Source organism: Marivita hallyeonensis, from assembly GCF_900129875.1.
Taxonomy (GTDB): domain Bacteria; phylum Pseudomonadota; class Alphaproteobacteria; order Rhodobacterales; family Rhodobacteraceae; genus Marivita; species Marivita hallyeonensis.
Genome location: NZ_FQXC01000001.1, coordinates 666,501 through 682,846 on the forward strand (window position 1 = coordinate 666,501; position 16,346 = coordinate 682,846).

20 protein-coding genes are annotated in these 16,346 nt (G+C 61.0%); 12 read left to right on the forward strand and 8 right to left on the reverse strand.

Features of this window, described 5'->3' with window-relative positions:
• Window positions 1-145 precede the first annotated feature (145 nt).
• The 4 genes from BUA42_RS03315 (at window position 146) to folD (ending at window position 3,838) form a co-directional block, all read left to right on the forward strand.
• The gene (locus tag BUA42_RS03315; protein WP_072776251.1) at window positions 146-742 is read left to right on the forward strand and encodes an MOSC domain-containing protein; all 597 of its coding nucleotides are present in this window, start codon (window positions 146-148) and stop codon (window positions 740-742) included.
• Window positions 743-891: 149 nt separating this feature from the next.
• Window positions 892-2,568 carry a formate--tetrahydrofolate ligase gene (locus BUA42_RS03320; RefSeq protein ID WP_072776717.1) on the forward strand — a complete coding sequence of 559 codons (1,677 nt, stop codon included), beginning with the start codon at window positions 892-894 and terminating at the stop codon, window positions 2,566-2,568.
• 56 nt (window positions 2,569-2,624) lie between these two features.
• Complete coding sequence (locus BUA42_RS03325; protein WP_072776252.1) at window positions 2,625-2,939, forward strand: chorismate mutase; 315 nt, start codon at window positions 2,625-2,627, stop codon at window positions 2,937-2,939.
• Window positions 2,936-3,838: a bifunctional methylenetetrahydrofolate dehydrogenase/methenyltetrahydrofolate cyclohydrolase FolD gene (gene folD, locus BUA42_RS03330; protein ID WP_072776253.1), complete on the forward strand. Its 903-nt coding sequence runs from the start codon at window positions 2,936-2,938 to the stop codon at window positions 3,836-3,838. The genes BUA42_RS03325 and folD overlap by 4 nt, the downstream gene beginning before the upstream one ends.
• 55 nt (window positions 3,839-3,893) lie before the next feature.
• Here folD and speB read toward each other — a convergent pair whose 3' ends face one another.
• Genes speB through BUA42_RS03350 form a run of 4 tightly spaced genes read right to left on the reverse strand, consistent with a single transcriptional unit; the run spans window position 3,894 to window position 7,012 of the window.
• Complete coding sequence (speB, locus tag BUA42_RS03335) at window positions 3,894-4,841, reverse strand: agmatinase (RefSeq protein ID WP_072776254.1); 948 nt, start codon at window positions 4,839-4,841, stop codon at window positions 3,894-3,896.
• 13 nt (window positions 4,842-4,854) lie between these two features.
• On the reverse strand, window positions 4,855-5,268 hold the full coding sequence (locus BUA42_RS03340; protein ID WP_072776718.1) for a PaaI family thioesterase: 414 nt from the start codon (window positions 5,266-5,268) through the stop codon (window positions 4,855-4,857).
• 26 nt (window positions 5,269-5,294) lie between these two features.
• Window positions 5,295-5,975: a ligase-associated DNA damage response endonuclease PdeM gene (gene pdeM, locus BUA42_RS03345; RefSeq protein ID WP_072776719.1), complete on the reverse strand. Its 681-nt coding sequence runs from the start codon at window positions 5,973-5,975 to the stop codon at window positions 5,295-5,297.
• A 50-nt stretch (window positions 5,976-6,025) separates the two neighbouring features.
• On the reverse strand, window positions 6,026-7,012 hold the full coding sequence (locus BUA42_RS03350) for a 2-hydroxyacid dehydrogenase (RefSeq protein WP_072776255.1): 987 nt from the start codon (window positions 7,010-7,012) through the stop codon (window positions 6,026-6,028).
• A gap of 117 nt (window positions 7,013-7,129) precedes the next feature.
• Between BUA42_RS03350 and BUA42_RS03355 the strand changes: the two genes are divergently transcribed.
• Window positions 7,130-7,651 carry an SH3 domain-containing protein gene (locus tag BUA42_RS03355; RefSeq protein ID WP_072776256.1) on the forward strand — a complete coding sequence of 174 codons (522 nt, stop codon included), beginning with the start codon at window positions 7,130-7,132 and terminating at the stop codon, window positions 7,649-7,651.
• 15 nt (window positions 7,652-7,666) lie between these two features.
• Here the strand turns inward: BUA42_RS03355 and BUA42_RS03360 are convergent, their stop codons facing one another.
• The 4 genes from BUA42_RS03360 to BUA42_RS03375 form a co-directional block, all read right to left on the reverse strand.
• A complete protein-coding gene (locus tag BUA42_RS03360; RefSeq protein WP_072776257.1) occupies window positions 7,667-8,731 on the reverse strand; it encodes a Hint domain-containing protein in 1,065 nt (354 codons plus the stop codon).
• Between the two features lie 143 nt (window positions 8,732-8,874).
• A complete protein-coding gene (locus BUA42_RS03365) occupies window positions 8,875-9,936 on the reverse strand; it encodes a YeeE/YedE family protein (RefSeq protein WP_072776258.1) in 1,062 nt (353 codons plus the stop codon).
• An 82-nt stretch (window positions 9,937-10,018) separates the two neighbouring features.
• Window positions 10,019-10,354, reverse strand: coding sequence for an ArsR/SmtB family transcription factor (locus BUA42_RS03370; RefSeq protein ID WP_072776259.1), 336 nt, complete (start codon window positions 10,352-10,354; stop codon window positions 10,019-10,021).
• A gap of 9 nt (window positions 10,355-10,363) precedes the next feature.
• Window positions 10,364-10,765: a thioredoxin domain-containing protein gene (locus BUA42_RS03375; RefSeq protein WP_072776720.1), complete on the reverse strand. Its 402-nt coding sequence runs from the start codon at window positions 10,763-10,765 to the stop codon at window positions 10,364-10,366.
• Window positions 10,766-10,837: 72 nt separating this feature from the next.
• On the opposite strand from BUA42_RS03375, the gene BUA42_RS03380 reads away from it, so the two are divergent.
• From BUA42_RS03380 to soxB, 7 genes are all read left to right on the forward strand, one after another.
• Complete coding sequence (locus BUA42_RS03380) at window positions 10,838-11,575, forward strand: cytochrome c biogenesis CcdA family protein (RefSeq protein WP_072776260.1); 738 nt, start codon at window positions 10,838-10,840, stop codon at window positions 11,573-11,575.
• Between the two features lie 33 nt (window positions 11,576-11,608).
• A complete protein-coding gene (locus BUA42_RS03385) occupies window positions 11,609-12,187 on the forward strand; it encodes a thioredoxin family protein (RefSeq protein WP_072776261.1) in 579 nt (192 codons plus the stop codon).
• A gap of 126 nt (window positions 12,188-12,313) precedes the next feature.
• Window positions 12,314-12,793: a sulfur oxidation c-type cytochrome SoxX gene (gene soxX, locus BUA42_RS03390; RefSeq protein ID WP_072776262.1), complete on the forward strand. Its 480-nt coding sequence runs from the start codon at window positions 12,314-12,316 to the stop codon at window positions 12,791-12,793.
• 31 nt (window positions 12,794-12,824) lie between these two features.
• Window positions 12,825-13,241: a thiosulfate oxidation carrier protein SoxY gene (gene soxY / locus BUA42_RS03395; RefSeq protein ID WP_072776263.1), complete on the forward strand. Its 417-nt coding sequence runs from the start codon at window positions 12,825-12,827 to the stop codon at window positions 13,239-13,241.
• A gap of 30 nt (window positions 13,242-13,271) precedes the next feature.
• Window positions 13,272-13,601, forward strand: coding sequence for a thiosulfate oxidation carrier complex protein SoxZ (gene soxZ, locus BUA42_RS03400; protein WP_072776264.1), 330 nt, complete (start codon window positions 13,272-13,274; stop codon window positions 13,599-13,601).
• Between the two features lie 87 nt (window positions 13,602-13,688).
• Window positions 13,689-14,540, forward strand: a complete 852-nt coding sequence (soxA, locus tag BUA42_RS03405) for a sulfur oxidation c-type cytochrome SoxA (RefSeq protein WP_072776265.1) — start codon at window positions 13,689-13,691, stop codon at window positions 14,538-14,540.
• Between the two features lie 97 nt (window positions 14,541-14,637).
• The gene (gene soxB, locus BUA42_RS03410) at window positions 14,638-16,335 is read left to right on the forward strand and encodes a thiosulfohydrolase SoxB (RefSeq protein ID WP_072776266.1); all 1,698 of its coding nucleotides are present in this window, start codon (window positions 14,638-14,640) and stop codon (window positions 16,333-16,335) included.
• Window positions 16,336-16,346 lie beyond the last annotated feature (11 nt).

Sequence of the window (16,346 nt, forward strand, 5' to 3'; positions counted from 1 at the left end):
TAAGAACCCTTGAAAACCCCGGGCGCAGAAATGCGGCCGGGGTTTTTCTTTGACGGAATAATCGTGCGCATCGGCATCTGTTCGTTTGCGCTTGAACGCCCGGCTGGATTGCGGTTTTCAAACGCAACACACATCGGAGCTGCGTATGCCCGCATTGAAACCAACCGATTTCACAGCGACTGTCCGTTGGATAGGTCTGGTGCCGGAAAATTCGACCGGTATCGCTTCGGAAGCGACGGACGCCCTCGAACTAGGCTTCGAAGGTCCAATCGGAGACAGCCACAGCGGGATCACGCGCCCGTCGTGCAGCCGCGTGACCTCCCAGCACCCAAAAGGGACCGAAATTGCCAATGCGAGGCAGCTGTCAATCGTGTCTGCCGAAGAACTGGCCGCCATCGCCGAGGAGATGGGGCTTGAGGCCATTGATCCGGTTTGGGTGGGCGCAACGCTTGTGATCGAGGGCATTCCAGACTTTACCCATGTGCCGCCCTCGTCGCGCCTGCAGGGGCCTGACGGGGGGACGCTGGTCGTCGACATGGAAAACCGCCCTTGCCATTTGCCGGCGCGCGAGATCGAGCCTGTTCATCCCGGCAAGGGTAAGGCTTTCAAAGCGGCTGCCAAACACCGTCGGGGCGTCACAGCCTGGGTCGAACGGCCGGGCACCTTGCGGGTCGGCGATGAATTGCGCCTGCACATCCCAGATCAACCGGTCTGGCCGCATCTGGAAACCGCGCGCGGCTGAGCCGAAACGGCACGAGGTTTCCGATTGGCGGCATCATGCGGTGGATGCCGCCGTTCCTTCGCGCGGAAATGTCGGTTTCGCAGCGCCGTGGCACTGGTGTGCAACGGTATGCGTGGGGCAAATGGCATCGCGAACAGGGAGCGCACGACATGTCGCATAAGTCGGATATCGAAATTGCCCGCGAGGCACAGAAGCTGCCCATACAAGAGATCGGTGCCAAAATCGGCATCGGGTCGGATGATCTGCTGCCCTACGGTCATGACAAAGCCAAGGTGAGCCAGAGCTTCATCAACTCGGTTCAGGACCGCCCCGATGGCAAGCTGATCCTTGTGACGGCGATCAACCCGACGCCTGCGGGCGAGGGCAAGACGACGACGACGGTGGGGCTGGGTGATGGCCTGAACCACATTGGCAAGAAAGCGATGGTCTGCATTCGCGAAGCCTCACTCGGGCCGAATTTTGGAATGAAGGGCGGCGCAGCGGGCGGCGGTTACGCGCAGGTGGTGCCGATGGAGGACATGAACCTTCATTTCACCGGCGACTTCCATGCGATCACCTCCGCGCATTCTCTGCTGTCGGCGATGATCGACAACCACATCTACTGGGGCAACGAGCAGGACATCGACATCCGCCGTGTCGTCTGGCGCCGTGTGGTGGACATGAACGACCGCGCGCTGCGGCAGATCACTTGTTCGCTGGGCGGTGTCGCCAACGGGTTCCCGCGGGAAGGCGGGTTCGACATCACGGTGGCGTCCGAGGTCATGGCGATCCTCTGTCTCGCGAAAGACCTCAAGGATCTGGAAAAGCGGTTGGGCGACATGATCGTGGCCTACCGCCGCGACCGCAGCCCGGTGTTCTGCCGCGATATCAAGGCGGAAGGCGCGATGACTGTGCTGCTCAAGGACGCCATGCAGCCGAACCTTGTGCAGACGCTCGAGAACAACCCGGCCTTCGTGCATGGCGGTCCGTTCGCGAATATCGCGCATGGCTGCAATTCGGTGATCGCGACGACCACAGCTTTGAAACTGGCGGATTACGTGGTGACCGAAGCCGGATTCGGGGCGGATCTGGGCGCAGAGAAATTCATGAACATCAAATGCCGCAAGGCGGGCATCGCGCCGTCGGTTGTGGTCTGCGTGGCCACCGTGCGGGCCATGAAGATGAATGGCGGCGTCGCTAAGGCCGATCTTGGTGCTGAAAATGTCGATGCGGTAAAGAAAGGCTGCCCGAACCTAGGGCGACATATCGAGAACCTGAAATCCTTCGGCGTCCCAGTGGTCGTCGCGATCAATCATTTCGTAACCGACACCGAGGCAGAGATCGAAGCGATCCAGAATTACGTGGCCGAACATGGGGCCGAGGCAGTCCTGTCGCGTCACTGGGAGCTTGGGTCCGAAGGCTCGGCAGCGCTGGCGCGGAAGGTGGCCGAGGTTGCGGATGCTGGGCAGGCGAACTTCTCGCCGATCTATGCGGACGAGATGTCCCTTGCTGACAAGATCCAGACCATCGCCAAGCGTATCTACCGCGCAGACGAAGCGCTTATGGACCAGAAGATCCGCGATCAGCTGAAACTCTGGGAAGAGCAGGGTTACGGTCATCTGCCGGTCTGTATGGCGAAGACGCAGTACTCTTTCTCGACAGACCCGAACCTGCGCGGTGCGCCAACGGGACATTCGGTACCGGTGCGTGAGGTGCGTCTTTCGGCAGGGGCGGGGTTCGTGGTTGTCGTCTGCGGAGAGATCATGACCATGCCGGGCCTGCCTCGGGTGCCATCAGCCGAGAACATCCGGCTGAACGACGCGGGGCAAATCGAAGGGTTGTTCTAGTCAGCGCCGCGTGCGAGCACGCGTCCGAACACCCCTTACAAGAGTGAAGGACAGCCATGCCACGACCCGCGCCCGACACTGTCGACACAATGGCGGAGCTTCGATCCGCCATCGACGAGATTGACGCAGAACTGATGACCCTTCTGGCAGAGCGGCTGTCCTTTGCCGATCGCGCTCCGGTTCTGAAACAGCGCGAAGGCATTTCGGCGGCTGCGCCATCGCGGGCGCGGCAGGTCTTGGACAATGTGCGGGCCAAGGCAGAGGTGGCCGGCTTTGATCCGGACATGGCGGAAGCCATGTGGAAGATCATGATTGACGGCATTATTGCCCGCGAAGAGCGGGTGATGGGCAAGGAAGGACGGGACGGATGAGCGCCACGATTATCGATGGAAAAGCCTTTGCGGCAACGGTGCGCGAAAAGGTGGCGGGTCACGTGGCCCGGCTGAAGGAGGAGCACGGGATCACACCAGGCCTTGCGGTTGTTCTGGTCGGCGAAGACCCGGCGAGCCAAGTCTACGTTCGCTCGAAAAACAAGGCGACCAAGGAAGCCGGGATGCTTGGCGTCGAATACCGGCTCGACGCCGATGCGCCGCAGGATGAGTTGCTGCGATTGATCGAAGATCTGAACACCAACCCCGAGATCCACGGCATTCTCGTTCAGCTTCCCTTGCCCGGTCACCTGAACGAGGACCTCGTCATCAATGCCATCGACCCGGCGAAGGATGTAGACGGGTTTCATATCTCGAATGTCGGGCTGCTCGGGACGGGTCAGAAATCGATGGTGCCCTGTACGCCGCTGGGGTGCCTCATGATGTTGCGTGATCACCACGGGTCCTTGTCGGGCATGAATGCAGTGGTGATCGGCCGGTCGAACATCGTGGGCAAGCCGATGGCGCAATTGTTGCTGGGCGACAGTTGCACAGTCACGATTGCGCATTCCCGGACCAAGGACCTGCCAGAGGTCGTGCGCCGCGCGGATATCGTGGTGGCTGCTGTGGGGCGGCCGGAGATGGTGACGGGCGACTGGATCAAACCGGGGGCGACGGTGATCGACGTGGGCATCAACCGCATCGATGCGCCCGAGAAGGGCGAGGGTAAGACACGGCTGGTTGGGGATTGCGATTTTGACAGCTGCGCTGCAGTGGCGGGCGCCATTACCCCGGTTCCGGGCGGTGTCGGGCCGATGACCATCGCGTGCTTGCTAGCGAATACCGTGACGGCGTGTTGCCGGGCGAACGGGTTGGCCGAGCCGGAAGGGCTGACGGCCTAAGTGCGTGCCGGGCCGAAGCCCGGCCTACGAGGTCAAGAACGTGCGCCGCCCGGGCTTACCCCATCTGCGCCTTCGGCAAGGCGCACAGCATCTCGAACAGCAAGTTCGACGCGATCAGTGCTGTCGTGCCGGTCGTGTCGAACGGCGGAGACACCTCTACAAGATCAGCTCCGACGAGGTTCAGCCCCGCACAGCCGCGCACGATCTCCAAAGCCTGCCAGGTGCTGAGGCCGCCCATCTCGACCGTGCCGGTGCCGGGGGCGAAGGCTGGATCAAGGCTGTCGATATCGTAGCTCAGGTAGACCGGCGCATCGCCGACGGTTTCGCGTATCTCGGCCATTAGCGGGGCGAGCGACTTGAACCAGCACTGCTCGGCCGGGATCACATGCCAGCCCTGACTGCGGGCCCAGTCCCAGTCTTCGGGGCTGTAGCCCGATCCGCGCAGGCCGATTTGCCAAACCTTGTCGTTTTGCAGACAGCCCTCTTCCCACGCGCGGCGGAACGGTGTGCCGTGGGCCTCTTTCTCACCGAACATCTCGTCGCTTGTGTCGGCGTGGGCGTCAATATGGATGAGTGCGACGGGTCCATGCCTTTCCTTGATCGCGCGCAGGATCGGCCATGTCAGCGTGTGGTCACCGCCCAGCGTCAGCGGGATTGCGCCGTGGCTCAGGATGTCGCGGTAGAAGTCGGTGATGATGCCGATGGTCTTTTTCAGGTCAAATGTGTTGATCGGAACGTCGCCGATATCGGCGACCTGCATAGATTCGAACGGCGCGGCCCCGGTCGCCATGTTGTAGGGCCGCATCATGCGGCTTTCTTCGCGGATCTGGCGCGGGCCAAGGCGCGTCCCGGGACGGTTGGAAGCGCCGTGATCCATCGGGATTCCGACGAAACAGGCGTCGAGCCCCTCGGCCGTCGGTTGCGTCGGCAGGCGCATCATCGTGTTGGGGCCCGAAAAGCGGGGGCTGTCGTTGCCGCCGAGGGGTTGGTTGAACTTGGACATGAGGCGGCTCCTTCTAAAGGTCGACGGGCATCATGGTGCCCATCAGGCAGGCGATGTGACGTTCTATGCCATCGGTTTCTGCGTAGACATCGGAGGCGACCACCATCAGGCGGCGCCCCGGTTTAATGACCCGCCCGCGGGCGATCAGGCGATCCCCTTTCGCCGGCGCCAAAAGGTTGATCTTGATCTCGGCGGTGACGACTTCCTGAGTCTCCGGGATAAGGGTGAGGGCCGCGTAGCCCGCCGCGCTGTCCCCGATCGAAAAGGTCAGACCCGCGTGACCAAAGCCCTGTTGCTGGCGCGTTCCGGACAGGATGGGTGCCGCAATCGTGGCGGTGCCATCGCCCGTTTCGACAAGGGATGCACCCAGCGTCCGCATCATGGATTGGCGGTCGAAGCTCGACTTAATGCGGGGATTGATCGTCATGGCGCACTCTGTGCACGCCGCCGGGATCATGGCAAGGCCGCCTGGCCCGGCATTGGAATTTTGCAGGGCTTCGGGCCAGTCAGAATCGCATGCGCCCCCGACGAAAACAATCCGGACAGCGCCGGATCATGGGCGTGAAGCCCGCCGGTGAATGCGCCGTAGGCGGGCAGGATCAGACGCCTTTGGTCGAAGAGGAAACAGGGCCGGGTGAGAAGTCGGCCCCGCAATGGCACGGATGCCTTCGGGTGGTAATGGCCCGTGACTTCGCCCGGCATGGCGTCAGGTTCGGCAATATGGAGAAACCGCAATGGCCCGACCACCATGGCACGCCGGTGTGCGCCGCCGAGGGACACCGGGCCGGGGTCGTGATTGCCCTCGATCCAGTACCAGTCGCGACCGGCTTGCAGGGCGGACAGCGTGAGAAGGTCCTCTTGCGGAAGCATGTCCTGCATCTGAGGCGCATCGAAACTGTCGCCAAGGCAGATCACGGTCTTCGCACCGGTGCGGTCCAGGTCAGTGGCAAGACGATCCAACGTCTCGCGCGTCTCATAGGGCGGCAGTTGCGCCCCGCCGAAGCGCGCGGCACGCGCGGATTTTCCGAGATGCAGATCGGAGACCACAAGCAAGCTACGCACAGGCCAGAAGAGCGCGCCGGAGGGCAGCGCGTGAAGTGTTTCGGACTGAAACTCGAAAGCGAAGTCGTTCATGCTTTGTTCATGGCGCGCCAGCGCGGGCATTGCAAGAGGCGACGCGACGCCTAGAGCATCGCCGGGACGACCTGATCGGGTGGGCGGTGACCGTCGGCAAAGGTCTTGACGTTGATGATGACCTTCTCGCCCATCTCCATCCGGCCTTCCTGTGTGGCAGACCCCATATGCGGCAGCATGACCACGTTTGGCATATCGCGCAGCTCGGGATTGCCGCGATGGCCGTGTTCGTAGACGTCGAGTCCCGCCCCGGCCAGTTCCCCTGCCTTGAGCATCCGGGTCAGGGCGTTCTCGTCAATCACCTCGCCACGCGAGGTGTTCACGATCACTGCGCTGGGTTTGAGAAGCTTCAGGCGCCGGGCATTGAGCAGGTGGAAGGTCGATGGCGTGTGCGGACAATTGACGGACAGGATGTCCATGCGCGCGACCATCTGGTCGAGGCTTTCCCAATAGGTCGCATCGAGATCGGCCTCGATCTCGGACCGCAGGCGACGGCGGTTGTGGTAGTGGATCTGCATGCCAAACGCTTTTGCGCGGCGAGCTACGGCTTGACCGATGCGACCCATTCCAAGGATTCCAAGACGGCGCCCGCCCAGTCGGCCCCCGAGAAGCGCATTGGGCGCCCAGCCTTCCCATTCGCCCTTTTGCATGATGCTCAGGCCTTCCTGAATCCGACGCGTCACGCCCAACATCAGGGCCAGGACCATGTCCGCCGTATCTTCGGTCACCACGCCCGGCGTGTTCGAGACCAGAATGCCCCGGCTGCGCGCGGTATCGACGTCGATGTGATCCACGCCCGCACCGAAATTCGCAATCAGGCGCAGGTTCTCTCCGGCCTGTCCGATGAGGCCCGCGTCGATCCGGTCGGTCAGCGTTGGAACAAGGACATCCGCGCTCTTCACCGCTGCCACCAGTTCGTCCTGCGTCATCGGTGCATCGGTGTCGCGCAGCGAGACATCGAACAGCTCTTTCAAGCGTGTTTCGACGGCATCCGGCAAGCGTCGCGTGACAACAACACTCAGACGTTTTGATGGCATGCGATAACTCCCCTACTTTCGCGTCGCGCTTGGTTTTGGCAGAGTGTCGCAAAGGCACGGCAGGCACAAGAACCTGCCGACAAAAAGCAAATAACCGAGCAATTTGAGGCGCATTCCATGATTGGGTTGTCTGTAAAGACGTTGACGGGCGGGCTTCTGTCAGCCGCGCTTGGTCTGAGCCTGCTTTGGCCGACCGATCTTTCGGCGGGAGACCGCGGATCGGTGACCAATTTGCCGCTCCCGCGTTTCGTGTCGATGAAAGCCGCGGAGGGTAATGTGCGGCGCGGTCCGTCGCTGTCGCACCGGATCGACTGGGTCTACAAGCGTCGAAACATGCCGTTGCAGATCACGGCGGAGCACGGCCATTGGCGACGTGTTCAAGATCGGGATGGGGCCGGGGGCTGGGTGCACTATGCGCTGCTGTCCGGCGTGCGGACGGCCCTTGTCGAGGTCGACACGCTGAACCTGTACGCCAAGCCGGATTCGACATCTCAGGTCAACGCACAGCTCAAGCTTGGCGTCGTCGCCGAAGTGCGCAAATGCGACGTGAACTGGTGTGAACTGTCTGCCGGTGGTTATCGCGGTTGGGCGCGCAAAGGCACGTATTGGGGTGTGAAGCCGGGCGAAGTGTTCGACTGACGCTGGTGCGCAGCGTCAGGCAGCTTCGTGCAAAAGGATCGCGGCCTCAGAGGCAGACAGGTTCCGACGCGCATAGCTCCCGTAGCTTTGCGGGTTGTTCTCCACCGACGGCAGCATCTCGGACAAGCGCGACCGGTCATGCGCGTCGAGCGTAGAAAGCGCGGCGTTGGCCGGGTGAAAGCTTTCCGACTCAACGCCGTTTGCAAAGACGATCTCGTGCTGCGGCAAAAGCATGTGCACGTAGGTGACTTCCCGGACCGACAGGTCCACGGACACCTTGTCATGGTCGACAAGGTCGCGTGCCGCGACGAGGACTTCGGGTGAATTGAACAGATCAAGCGCGACGCGTCCTTTCACCAGCATCCGGTGTTCGGGCGAGACCAGAAGGTCCTCGTCCGGCTCATCAAGGCCGAAGATACCGGCGCGAATGCGGATCGGGCGGAGTTTCGGCATCGCGAACAGGCGCGCCCCGCTCATCCGGCGGGCCCCCATCCACTGGATCTCTTGCTGGCCGTTGTCCTTGGTCTGTACGTAATCACCCTCGCGCAACTCTTCGATCCGTTTGACCCCTTGCGGTGTGAGGATCTGGGTCCCGGGCGTGAAGCAGATGACCGCGCCGTTGTTTTCGGCATCCGTTTGCGTGACCTGGTTGGACAGCGTCGTGTGCACGACCCACAGGTCGTGATCGCGCGGTGGAACATTGTTGAGGAACATCAACAGCGGCGGTGTGCGCGGACAGGAATCGATCAGCGTGACCGTATAGGTCTGGCCGCCATCGGTCAGGACAAAACATTTGTCCGCGATTGGAAAGTCTGGCGTCAGGATGCTTGCCGTGCCAGCCTCATCGAGCGCTTCGCCAACCAACCGGCGCACCATACGTGCTGCGCTTTTTCGCCGTTCCGCTTCGCCTTCCGCTTCCTCTAATCTCAAAAGATCGTTCGGGCCGTCCACCCGTACCGCCTCTCCGGTCCAACTCCATGCGGCGCCAACTTTCAGGAACTCGGTCGGAGCCGCCTGAAGCGTGTCGATGGTTGTCTGCGACCAGGAGATGACGAACGTGCCATTGTAAGCCGTTCCCATTTTCCCGCGTGCCTGCTCTTATTGTTTTTTGTCACGGTACCCGAGGTCGGGCGTTTTTGCAGGCGAAATTCCGCTCGACTGAATCGGCGTACCAAAAATGCAGCCAAGCGTGATTCTTTCGCAACGGTTGCCCTTAAGATGCCTTATTCTGCGGGGCGGAATCCGACGATCAATTGCCGGAGGCCAAAGGCCGCGCCCGCGAAGATGCTCGCGAAGGTCACCGGTGCGCTGTAGGCCAGCGTGGAGAACGCGCTGATGCCCTGACCGACGGTGCAACCCATTGCCACCACCGCGCCCGCACCCATGAGCGCTGCGCCGAAGATCTGCCGCCGCAATTCGCGCGGGTCTTCACAGGCTTCCCACCGGAAATGCCCTTTGATGAGGGATCCGATAAACGCGCCAAGCCAGACACCCGCGATGGATCCGACGGCAAAGCTGATGGGGCGTGCGGAGCCAGTCATCCACCACAGAATGGACTCGCCGAGCGGTGCCGCAAAACTGTGGGAGACCACCGCGATATCGTCGAACCCGGTGCGGGCCACCCATGCGGTACCGGCCCATCCGCTGATCACGGCTAGTCCGACGACAACCGCCCAAAACACATTCTTGGGGCTGGTCCAGACGTCCTTGGATTTGGCCGACAGGGCGAAGATTACGAGGCCAATCGCCATACCAATCCCGTGCGTTGAAAGGCCAGTCACGTTCGAGGCAAGATGCGCAAACCCGGGAGGCGCTGCGCCCGGCAAAAGTTCTGTCTGCGGGAAAAGGGCCGCGCGGATTGGCGCAAGCGGGCCGCTCAGGACGACGTATGTGGCAACCCCCATGACAAGGACAATGACAAAGCTGCGCAGGTCGCCGCCACCCAGACGCGCAATCGCGCCGTAGCCGCAGTTGCCCGCCAGCGCCATGCCGTATCCGAAGGTCAGCCCACCGATCACTGACGCCCAAGGCAACCATTGAACGGACAGATAGGCGCTACTTTCAGCCTCGAAACCGCCCGAGGCGATGAGGGCGAAACTGCCGAAAATCGCGGTGCCAATGGCCATACCCCACATGCGCAGACGTGTGTCGGACCCGCCGTATAGAATGTCTTCGATGGCCCCGAGCGTGCAAAACCGGCCAAGCCGTGCCGCCAGCCCAAGCAACACACCGCCGAATAGGCCAACGCAGGCCACCAATGTGGCCTCTGGAACAGTCTCCAGCATTTTCGCTGTCCTCCCCAGACAGGCTCCCACCAGCAGTATGCAGCTGGGTCAGAAACGACTCAATACGGAAGTACTGTCGCGGTCAGTCGTCCTGGCAAAAGAGTTCGTAGACGCATTCCAGCATCTTGCGGGGACGATCGTCGGCGAGCCGGTAGTAGATGGTCTTGCCCTCGCGGCGCGGGATGACCAGCCCTTCGAGGCGAAGGCGTGACAATTGCTGCGACACGGCGGCCTGCCGCGCGGCAAGAAGCTCTTCAAGCTCTGTCACCGATTTCTCACCCGTCACCAGATGACAGAGAATCATCAGTCGGCCTTCGTGACTGATCGCTTTGAGAAAGTTCGATGCCGTGGCCGCCTTGTCGGCGATCCGATCAAGTTCATCGTCATTCAGGTCAGGGCTGAGTTGCGGAAGTGCCATGACGTGCCTTTAGTTCTGGACCGTTTCGGCCGGTTTTTGGGACGCGAAGTCCGTGTTTTCGGTCAAGAGCCGCGTCAGCAGCGGCCAAAAGAAATCTTCTCCGGGGTATCCATCAAGCCGGGCAAGCTCTGTGCCATCCTCGATGAGGATGAAGGTCGGCGTAAAGGTCACGCGGCGCGCATAGGATACACCATCTGGGGGTCCCTCCCGCAAGTCCGCGCGCAGAAGCGGTGCGAACTGACCTTCTGCCGTCTTGGGATAGGCTGGGCCGATCTCGGCCTCCCAGCGTTCGCAGTAGATGCAACCCGGTTGATCGACCATGATCAGCTGCGGTTCGGCCACAGCATGATCTGTACCAGCTGCAAGCACCGATACCGAGGCGGCGAATATCAGGGGTTTCAACAGGTGCATCATACTTCAATTGACTGGGTCTGAACAAAACACCTAATCTGAATATGTGAATAATTCAAGGAATCTCGCCCCGTGTTCGATATTTCATTTGCAGGTGCGGCTTTAGCGGGTGTTCTGAGTTTCTTTACGCCCTGCATCCTCCCGATGGTGCCGTTTTACCTGTGCTATATGGCGGGAATATCGATGAACGAATTGCGCGGGGACGAAGACGTGCCCCGTGGAATCGCCTGGAATCTGGTGCTGTCGGCCTGTCTTTTCGCGCTCGGCGTGACGACGATCTTCGTCCTGCTGGGCATGGGCGCTACGGCTGTGGGTCAGGCGTTTGCCGACTATCGCGAACCGCTGCGCTACATCGCGGCGGCGGTGCTGGCAGTCTTCGGACTGCATTTTCTGGGCGTGATCCGGGTTCCGATCCTGTATCGCGAAGCGCGCGTTGAAAGCAGTACCGAGCCGACGACATGGCTTGGCGCCTATGTCATGGGGCTTGCCTTCGGGTTCGGCTGGACGCCGTGCGTCGGCCCGGCGCTGGCGTCGATCCTGATGATCGCGGGTGGCATGGGCGACGTGGTGCAGGGCGGGCTGCTCTTGCTGGTGTACGGGCTTGGCATGACTTTGCCCTTTGTCATCGCGGCGCTGTTTTCGGGACCTTTTCTGCGCTGGACGGCGCGACACCGTGATAAGCTGGGCAAGGTGGAAACCGCTATGGGGGCGATGCTGCTTGTGTTTGCGGTGCTGATCGCCACCGATAGCGTGATCTGGATCGCGGACGCGATGCTGCGGCTGTTCCCGGGATGGGTCGCCGTAGGCTGAGAATCGCGGGCGAACAACGTAGGAGGAGAAAAGATGAGACGTTTGATACTGGGCGCCGTGGCGCTGCTCATGGCGGTGCCGGTGGCGGCCGCCGAACTGGGCGATGACGGTCTTCACAAGCAGCCATGGATGCGCGACACTTTCAAGGACCTGCGCGAAGACCTCGACGAGGCCAATGCCGAGGGCAAACGACTGGTTCTCTTCTTCGAACAGCGCGGCTGTATCTATTGCACCAAGATGCATGAAGACGTGTTCTCGGATGCAGGCATCAGCGAGTTCATCGCGGACAACTACTTTGTCGTCCAACTGAACCTGCACGGGGACATCGAGGTCACCGATTTCGATGGTGAAACGCTGTCAGAGAAAGACATGGCGCGGAAGTGGCGCGTCATGTTCACACCAAACATCGTCTTCCTGCCGGAAGAGGTGCTCGAGGACCAGACTGCGCTTGATGCATCCGTCGCGGTGATGCCCGGCGCGTTCGGCAAAGGCACCACGTTGGACATGTTCACATGGGTGGCCGAGAAGCGCTATCTTCTTGATAACGGAGAGGATTTTCAGCGCTACCATGCCCGGATGATCCAGGAGCGAAACAACGGAAGCTTCGACTGAAACCTGGCGATTACAATCATTAATTCACTTTTGTGAATTTGTTGTTGCATGAATCAACTCCGGTAGCCTACGGTATGCAAAGCCATATGTCAGTCCGGTTCACTGCCGGACGGTAAGGGAGGGACAATGAAGCTAACAGGACTTACAGCTGTCGTTGCACTTTGTGCAGGCGCGGCTTTTGCGGAACCCATCGCACCCGGCGATGTGCAATACTCGGAATACGGCGCGGTTGAGGCGTCTTTGAGCGGCGCAGCCGGCGATCCGGAAAACGGCGCTGCCATCATGGTCAATCGCGGTAAGGGCAACTGCGTTGCTTGCCACGCGGTGACTGCACTAAGCGATGCGCCGTTCCACGGTGAGGTGGGGCCGACCCTTGATGGTGTCGGTGGTTACCGGAGCGCCGAAGAACTGCGCGGCATCGTGGCGAACGCTAAGATGACCTTTGAAGGCAGCGTGATGCCGGCCTTCTACAAGACCAGCGGCTTTATTCGACCGGGTGACGGATACACCGGCAAAGCTGCAAAAGAGGAAGACCTGACGCCCATTCTGACGGCGCAGGAAGTCGAAGATGTCGTGGCGTTTCTGATGACGCTTCAGGACGGCTGAAACATCTCTGATCTGAGTTAGGAGACACGAAATGGAATTTACGAGACGCGAAACCCTGGCCATCGGTGGGGCAGCCGCGCTGACCTTCGTATTGCCGTTCCGCGCCAATGCCGCGGTCGAAGATTTGGTGAACGAATTCACCGGCGGGGCTGAACTGGCTGATGCGGGTGTAGAGCTTACGGCGCCCGAAATTGCCGAGAATGGTAACACAGTGCCGATCGAAGTGGCGGCCCCCGGCGCTTCGGCCATCATGGTGCTGGCGGCAGGCAATCCGACACCTCCGGTTGCCACGTTCAACTTTGGACCACTGGCGGCCTCGCAGGCGGCAAGCACGCGTATTCGCCTTGCTGGCACACAGGATGTGATCGCCATCGCGAAACTTGCTGACGGCAGCTTTGCCCGCAGCGCCAAGACCGTGAAGGTCACCATCGGCGGCTGCGGCGGCTAAGGTCAACATTCAGATTTCAGGAGAGAAAACATGGCTTCCGGAGTAAAACCCCGCGTCAAGGTTCCCAAGTCCGCCGCTGCAGGCGACGCGATCACCATCAAGACACTGATCAGCCACCAGATGGAATCGGGTCAGCGTAAGGACAGCGACGGCAACCCGATCCCGCGGTCGATCATCAATCGCTTCACATGCGACTTCAACGGTCAGAACGTGATCGACGTGAAGATGGAACCGGCGATTTCGACGAACCCGTACTTTGAATTCGAAGCGACCGTTCCAGAAGCGGGCGAATACAAGTTCACGTGGTACGACGATGACGGCTCGGTCTACGAAACAAGCAACGCGATCGCCATCGGCTGATCCTGGCCCTGCGCCGGACATCCGGCGCAGGACTGCCAAAACCCGCTGCGCAACACCGCAGTGAGGAGCCTTAAGGGAGGGACAGGTATGAAATTAAAAGCAATGACGGCGCTCTGCGCGACGCTTGCTATGGCAGCACCGGTGGTGATTGCCGGTGGTGCGGATGATGACACGATGGTCATCAATGGTGAGATCGAAATGGTCACCAAGACGGCAGCACCCGAGCACATGGACAATGTGAGTGAGATCATGTCCGGCTGGCATTTCCGCTCGGACGAGACGCAAGCGCTTCAGCTTGACGACTTCGACAACCCCGGCATGATTTTCGTCGATCAGGCGATTGATGCGTGGAACACTGTCGAGGGGTCGGCTGAAAAGGCGTGTGCCTCGTGCCACGAGGGGCCAGAGTCGATGGAAGGCGTTCGCGCAGTCTATCCGAAGTGGAACGAAAGCGCCGGGGAAGTCCGGACGCTGGCGATGCAGATCAACGATTGCCGCACCAACCAGATGGGCGCAGAGCCGTACAAGTACGACAGTGTCCCGATGGCATCGATGGAAGCCCTGATCTCGGTGCAGTCCCGCGGCATGCCGGTGAACGTTGCGATCGACGGCCCGGTGGCCGAAACGTGGGAGCAGGGCAAAGAGCTCTACTACACCCGGACCGGTCAACTCGAACTGTCTTGCGCAAGCTGCCACGAGGAAAACTACGGCAACTACATTCGCGCAGACCATCTCAGCCAGGGCCAGATCAACGGTTTCCCGGTGTACCGTCTGAAAAACGCGAAGCTGAACACAGCGCATGGCCGCTTCAAAGGCTGCGTCCGTGACACGCGCGCCGAAACCTACAGCCCGGGGTCTCCCGAGTTTGTCGCGCTGGAACTTTACGTCGCTTCACGCGGGAATGGCCTGTCGGTCGAAGCACCGTCGGTTCGTAACTAAACACTTCGACCCCGCGCTCGGACAGGGCGCGGGGTTTTTTGACCAAAACCCATTCACACATGCGAATGTGTGGTGAAAACCGAAAAAGGCTCACTCCATGATTTCACGACGCGATTTCCTTCAGGTGTCCATGGCCGCCTCCGCGCTTGTGGGGGCCTCGGGCTTTGGCAACTGGTCGCGGCTCGCGGCGCAGCAGGCTTTGACGCAGGATCAGCTTTTGCAGTTCGACACGTTTGGCAACGTGTCCCTGATCCACGTGACGGACATCCACGCGCAGCTGAAGCCGATCTACTTCCGGGAACCGTCGGTGAATATCGGGGTGGGCGAGAACCGCGGGGCGGTTCCGCATGTGACCGGCGCCGATTTCCGCAGGCTCTACGGGATCGACGACGGTAGTCCTTCACACTACGCGCTGAGTTCTGGGGATTTCACCTCCCTTGCCCAGGCTTATGGGCGCGTGGGTGGGCTGGATCGCGTGGCCACCGTGGTCAACGCGATCCGCGCCGACCGTCCCGATGCGCTGCTTCTCGACGGCGGCGACACCTGGCACGGCTCCTACACCTGTTTCCACACCGAGGGGCAGGATATGGTCAACGTCATGAATGGCCTGCGCCCTGACGCCATGACGTTCCACTGGGAATTCACTCTCGGGTCGGATCGCGTGGCCGAACTTGTCGAGGGACTGCCTTATGCTGCGCTGGGCCAGAATATCTTCGATGCCGAATGGGACGAACCGGCCGAGCTTTTCCCGCCTTACGAATTCTTCGAACGGGGCGGCGTGAAGATCGCCGTGATCGGTCAGGCCTTCCCCTACATGCCCATCGCCAACCCGCGCTGGATGTTCCCGGAATACTCCTTCGGCATCCGTGACGAGAACATGCAAGCCATGGTCGACGAGGTGCGCGGACAGGGCGCCGAACTTGTCGTCGTCCTGAGCCACAACGGCTTCGACGTGGACAAGAAGATGGCAAGCATCGTTACCGGCATCGACGTGATCCTGTCCGGTCACACCCACGACGCGCTGCCGGAACCGGTGTTGATCGGCGAGACAATCATCGTTGCCTCCGGATCGAACGGCAAATTCGTCAGCCGCGTCGATCTGGACGTGCAGAACGGACGCATGATGGGCTTCCGGCACAAGCTCATCCCGATCTTCTCTGACGTGATCGAACCGGATGCGGAAATGGCGGCGCTGATCGACGAACAACGCGCGCCGTTCAAGGATCAGCTTGAAGAGGTGATCGGTCAGACCGAAAGCCTTCTCTATCGACGCGGCAACTTCAACGGGTCGTGGGACGACCTGATCTGCGACGCGCTCATCAGCGAACGGGATGCCGATATCGCCCTGTCGCCCGGCGTGCGCTGGGGGCCGAGTTTGATCCCCGGTCAGGATATCACCCGCGAAGATATCTGGAACGTCACCTCAATGACCTACGGAGAGGCGTATCGCACTGAGATGACGGGCGAATTCCTCAAGGTCGTGCTGGAAGACGTGGCTGACAACATCTTCAATCCCGACCCCTATTACCAGCAGGGCGGGGACATGGTGCGCACCGGTGGCCTTGGTTACCGGATCGACGTGAACAAGCCGCAGGGCGACCGCATCAGCGACATGACCCTGCTGCGCACGGGCGAGGCCATCGATCCGGCGAAGAATTACGTCGTCGCGGGCTGGGCGTCCGTGAATGAAGGCACCGAAGGACCGCAGATTTGGGACGTGGTCGAGAACCATATCAAAAAGCTCGGCACCGTCACCGTGAACGAAAACGACAGCGTCACCGTTGTGGGCGCCTGAACAAACGGAGT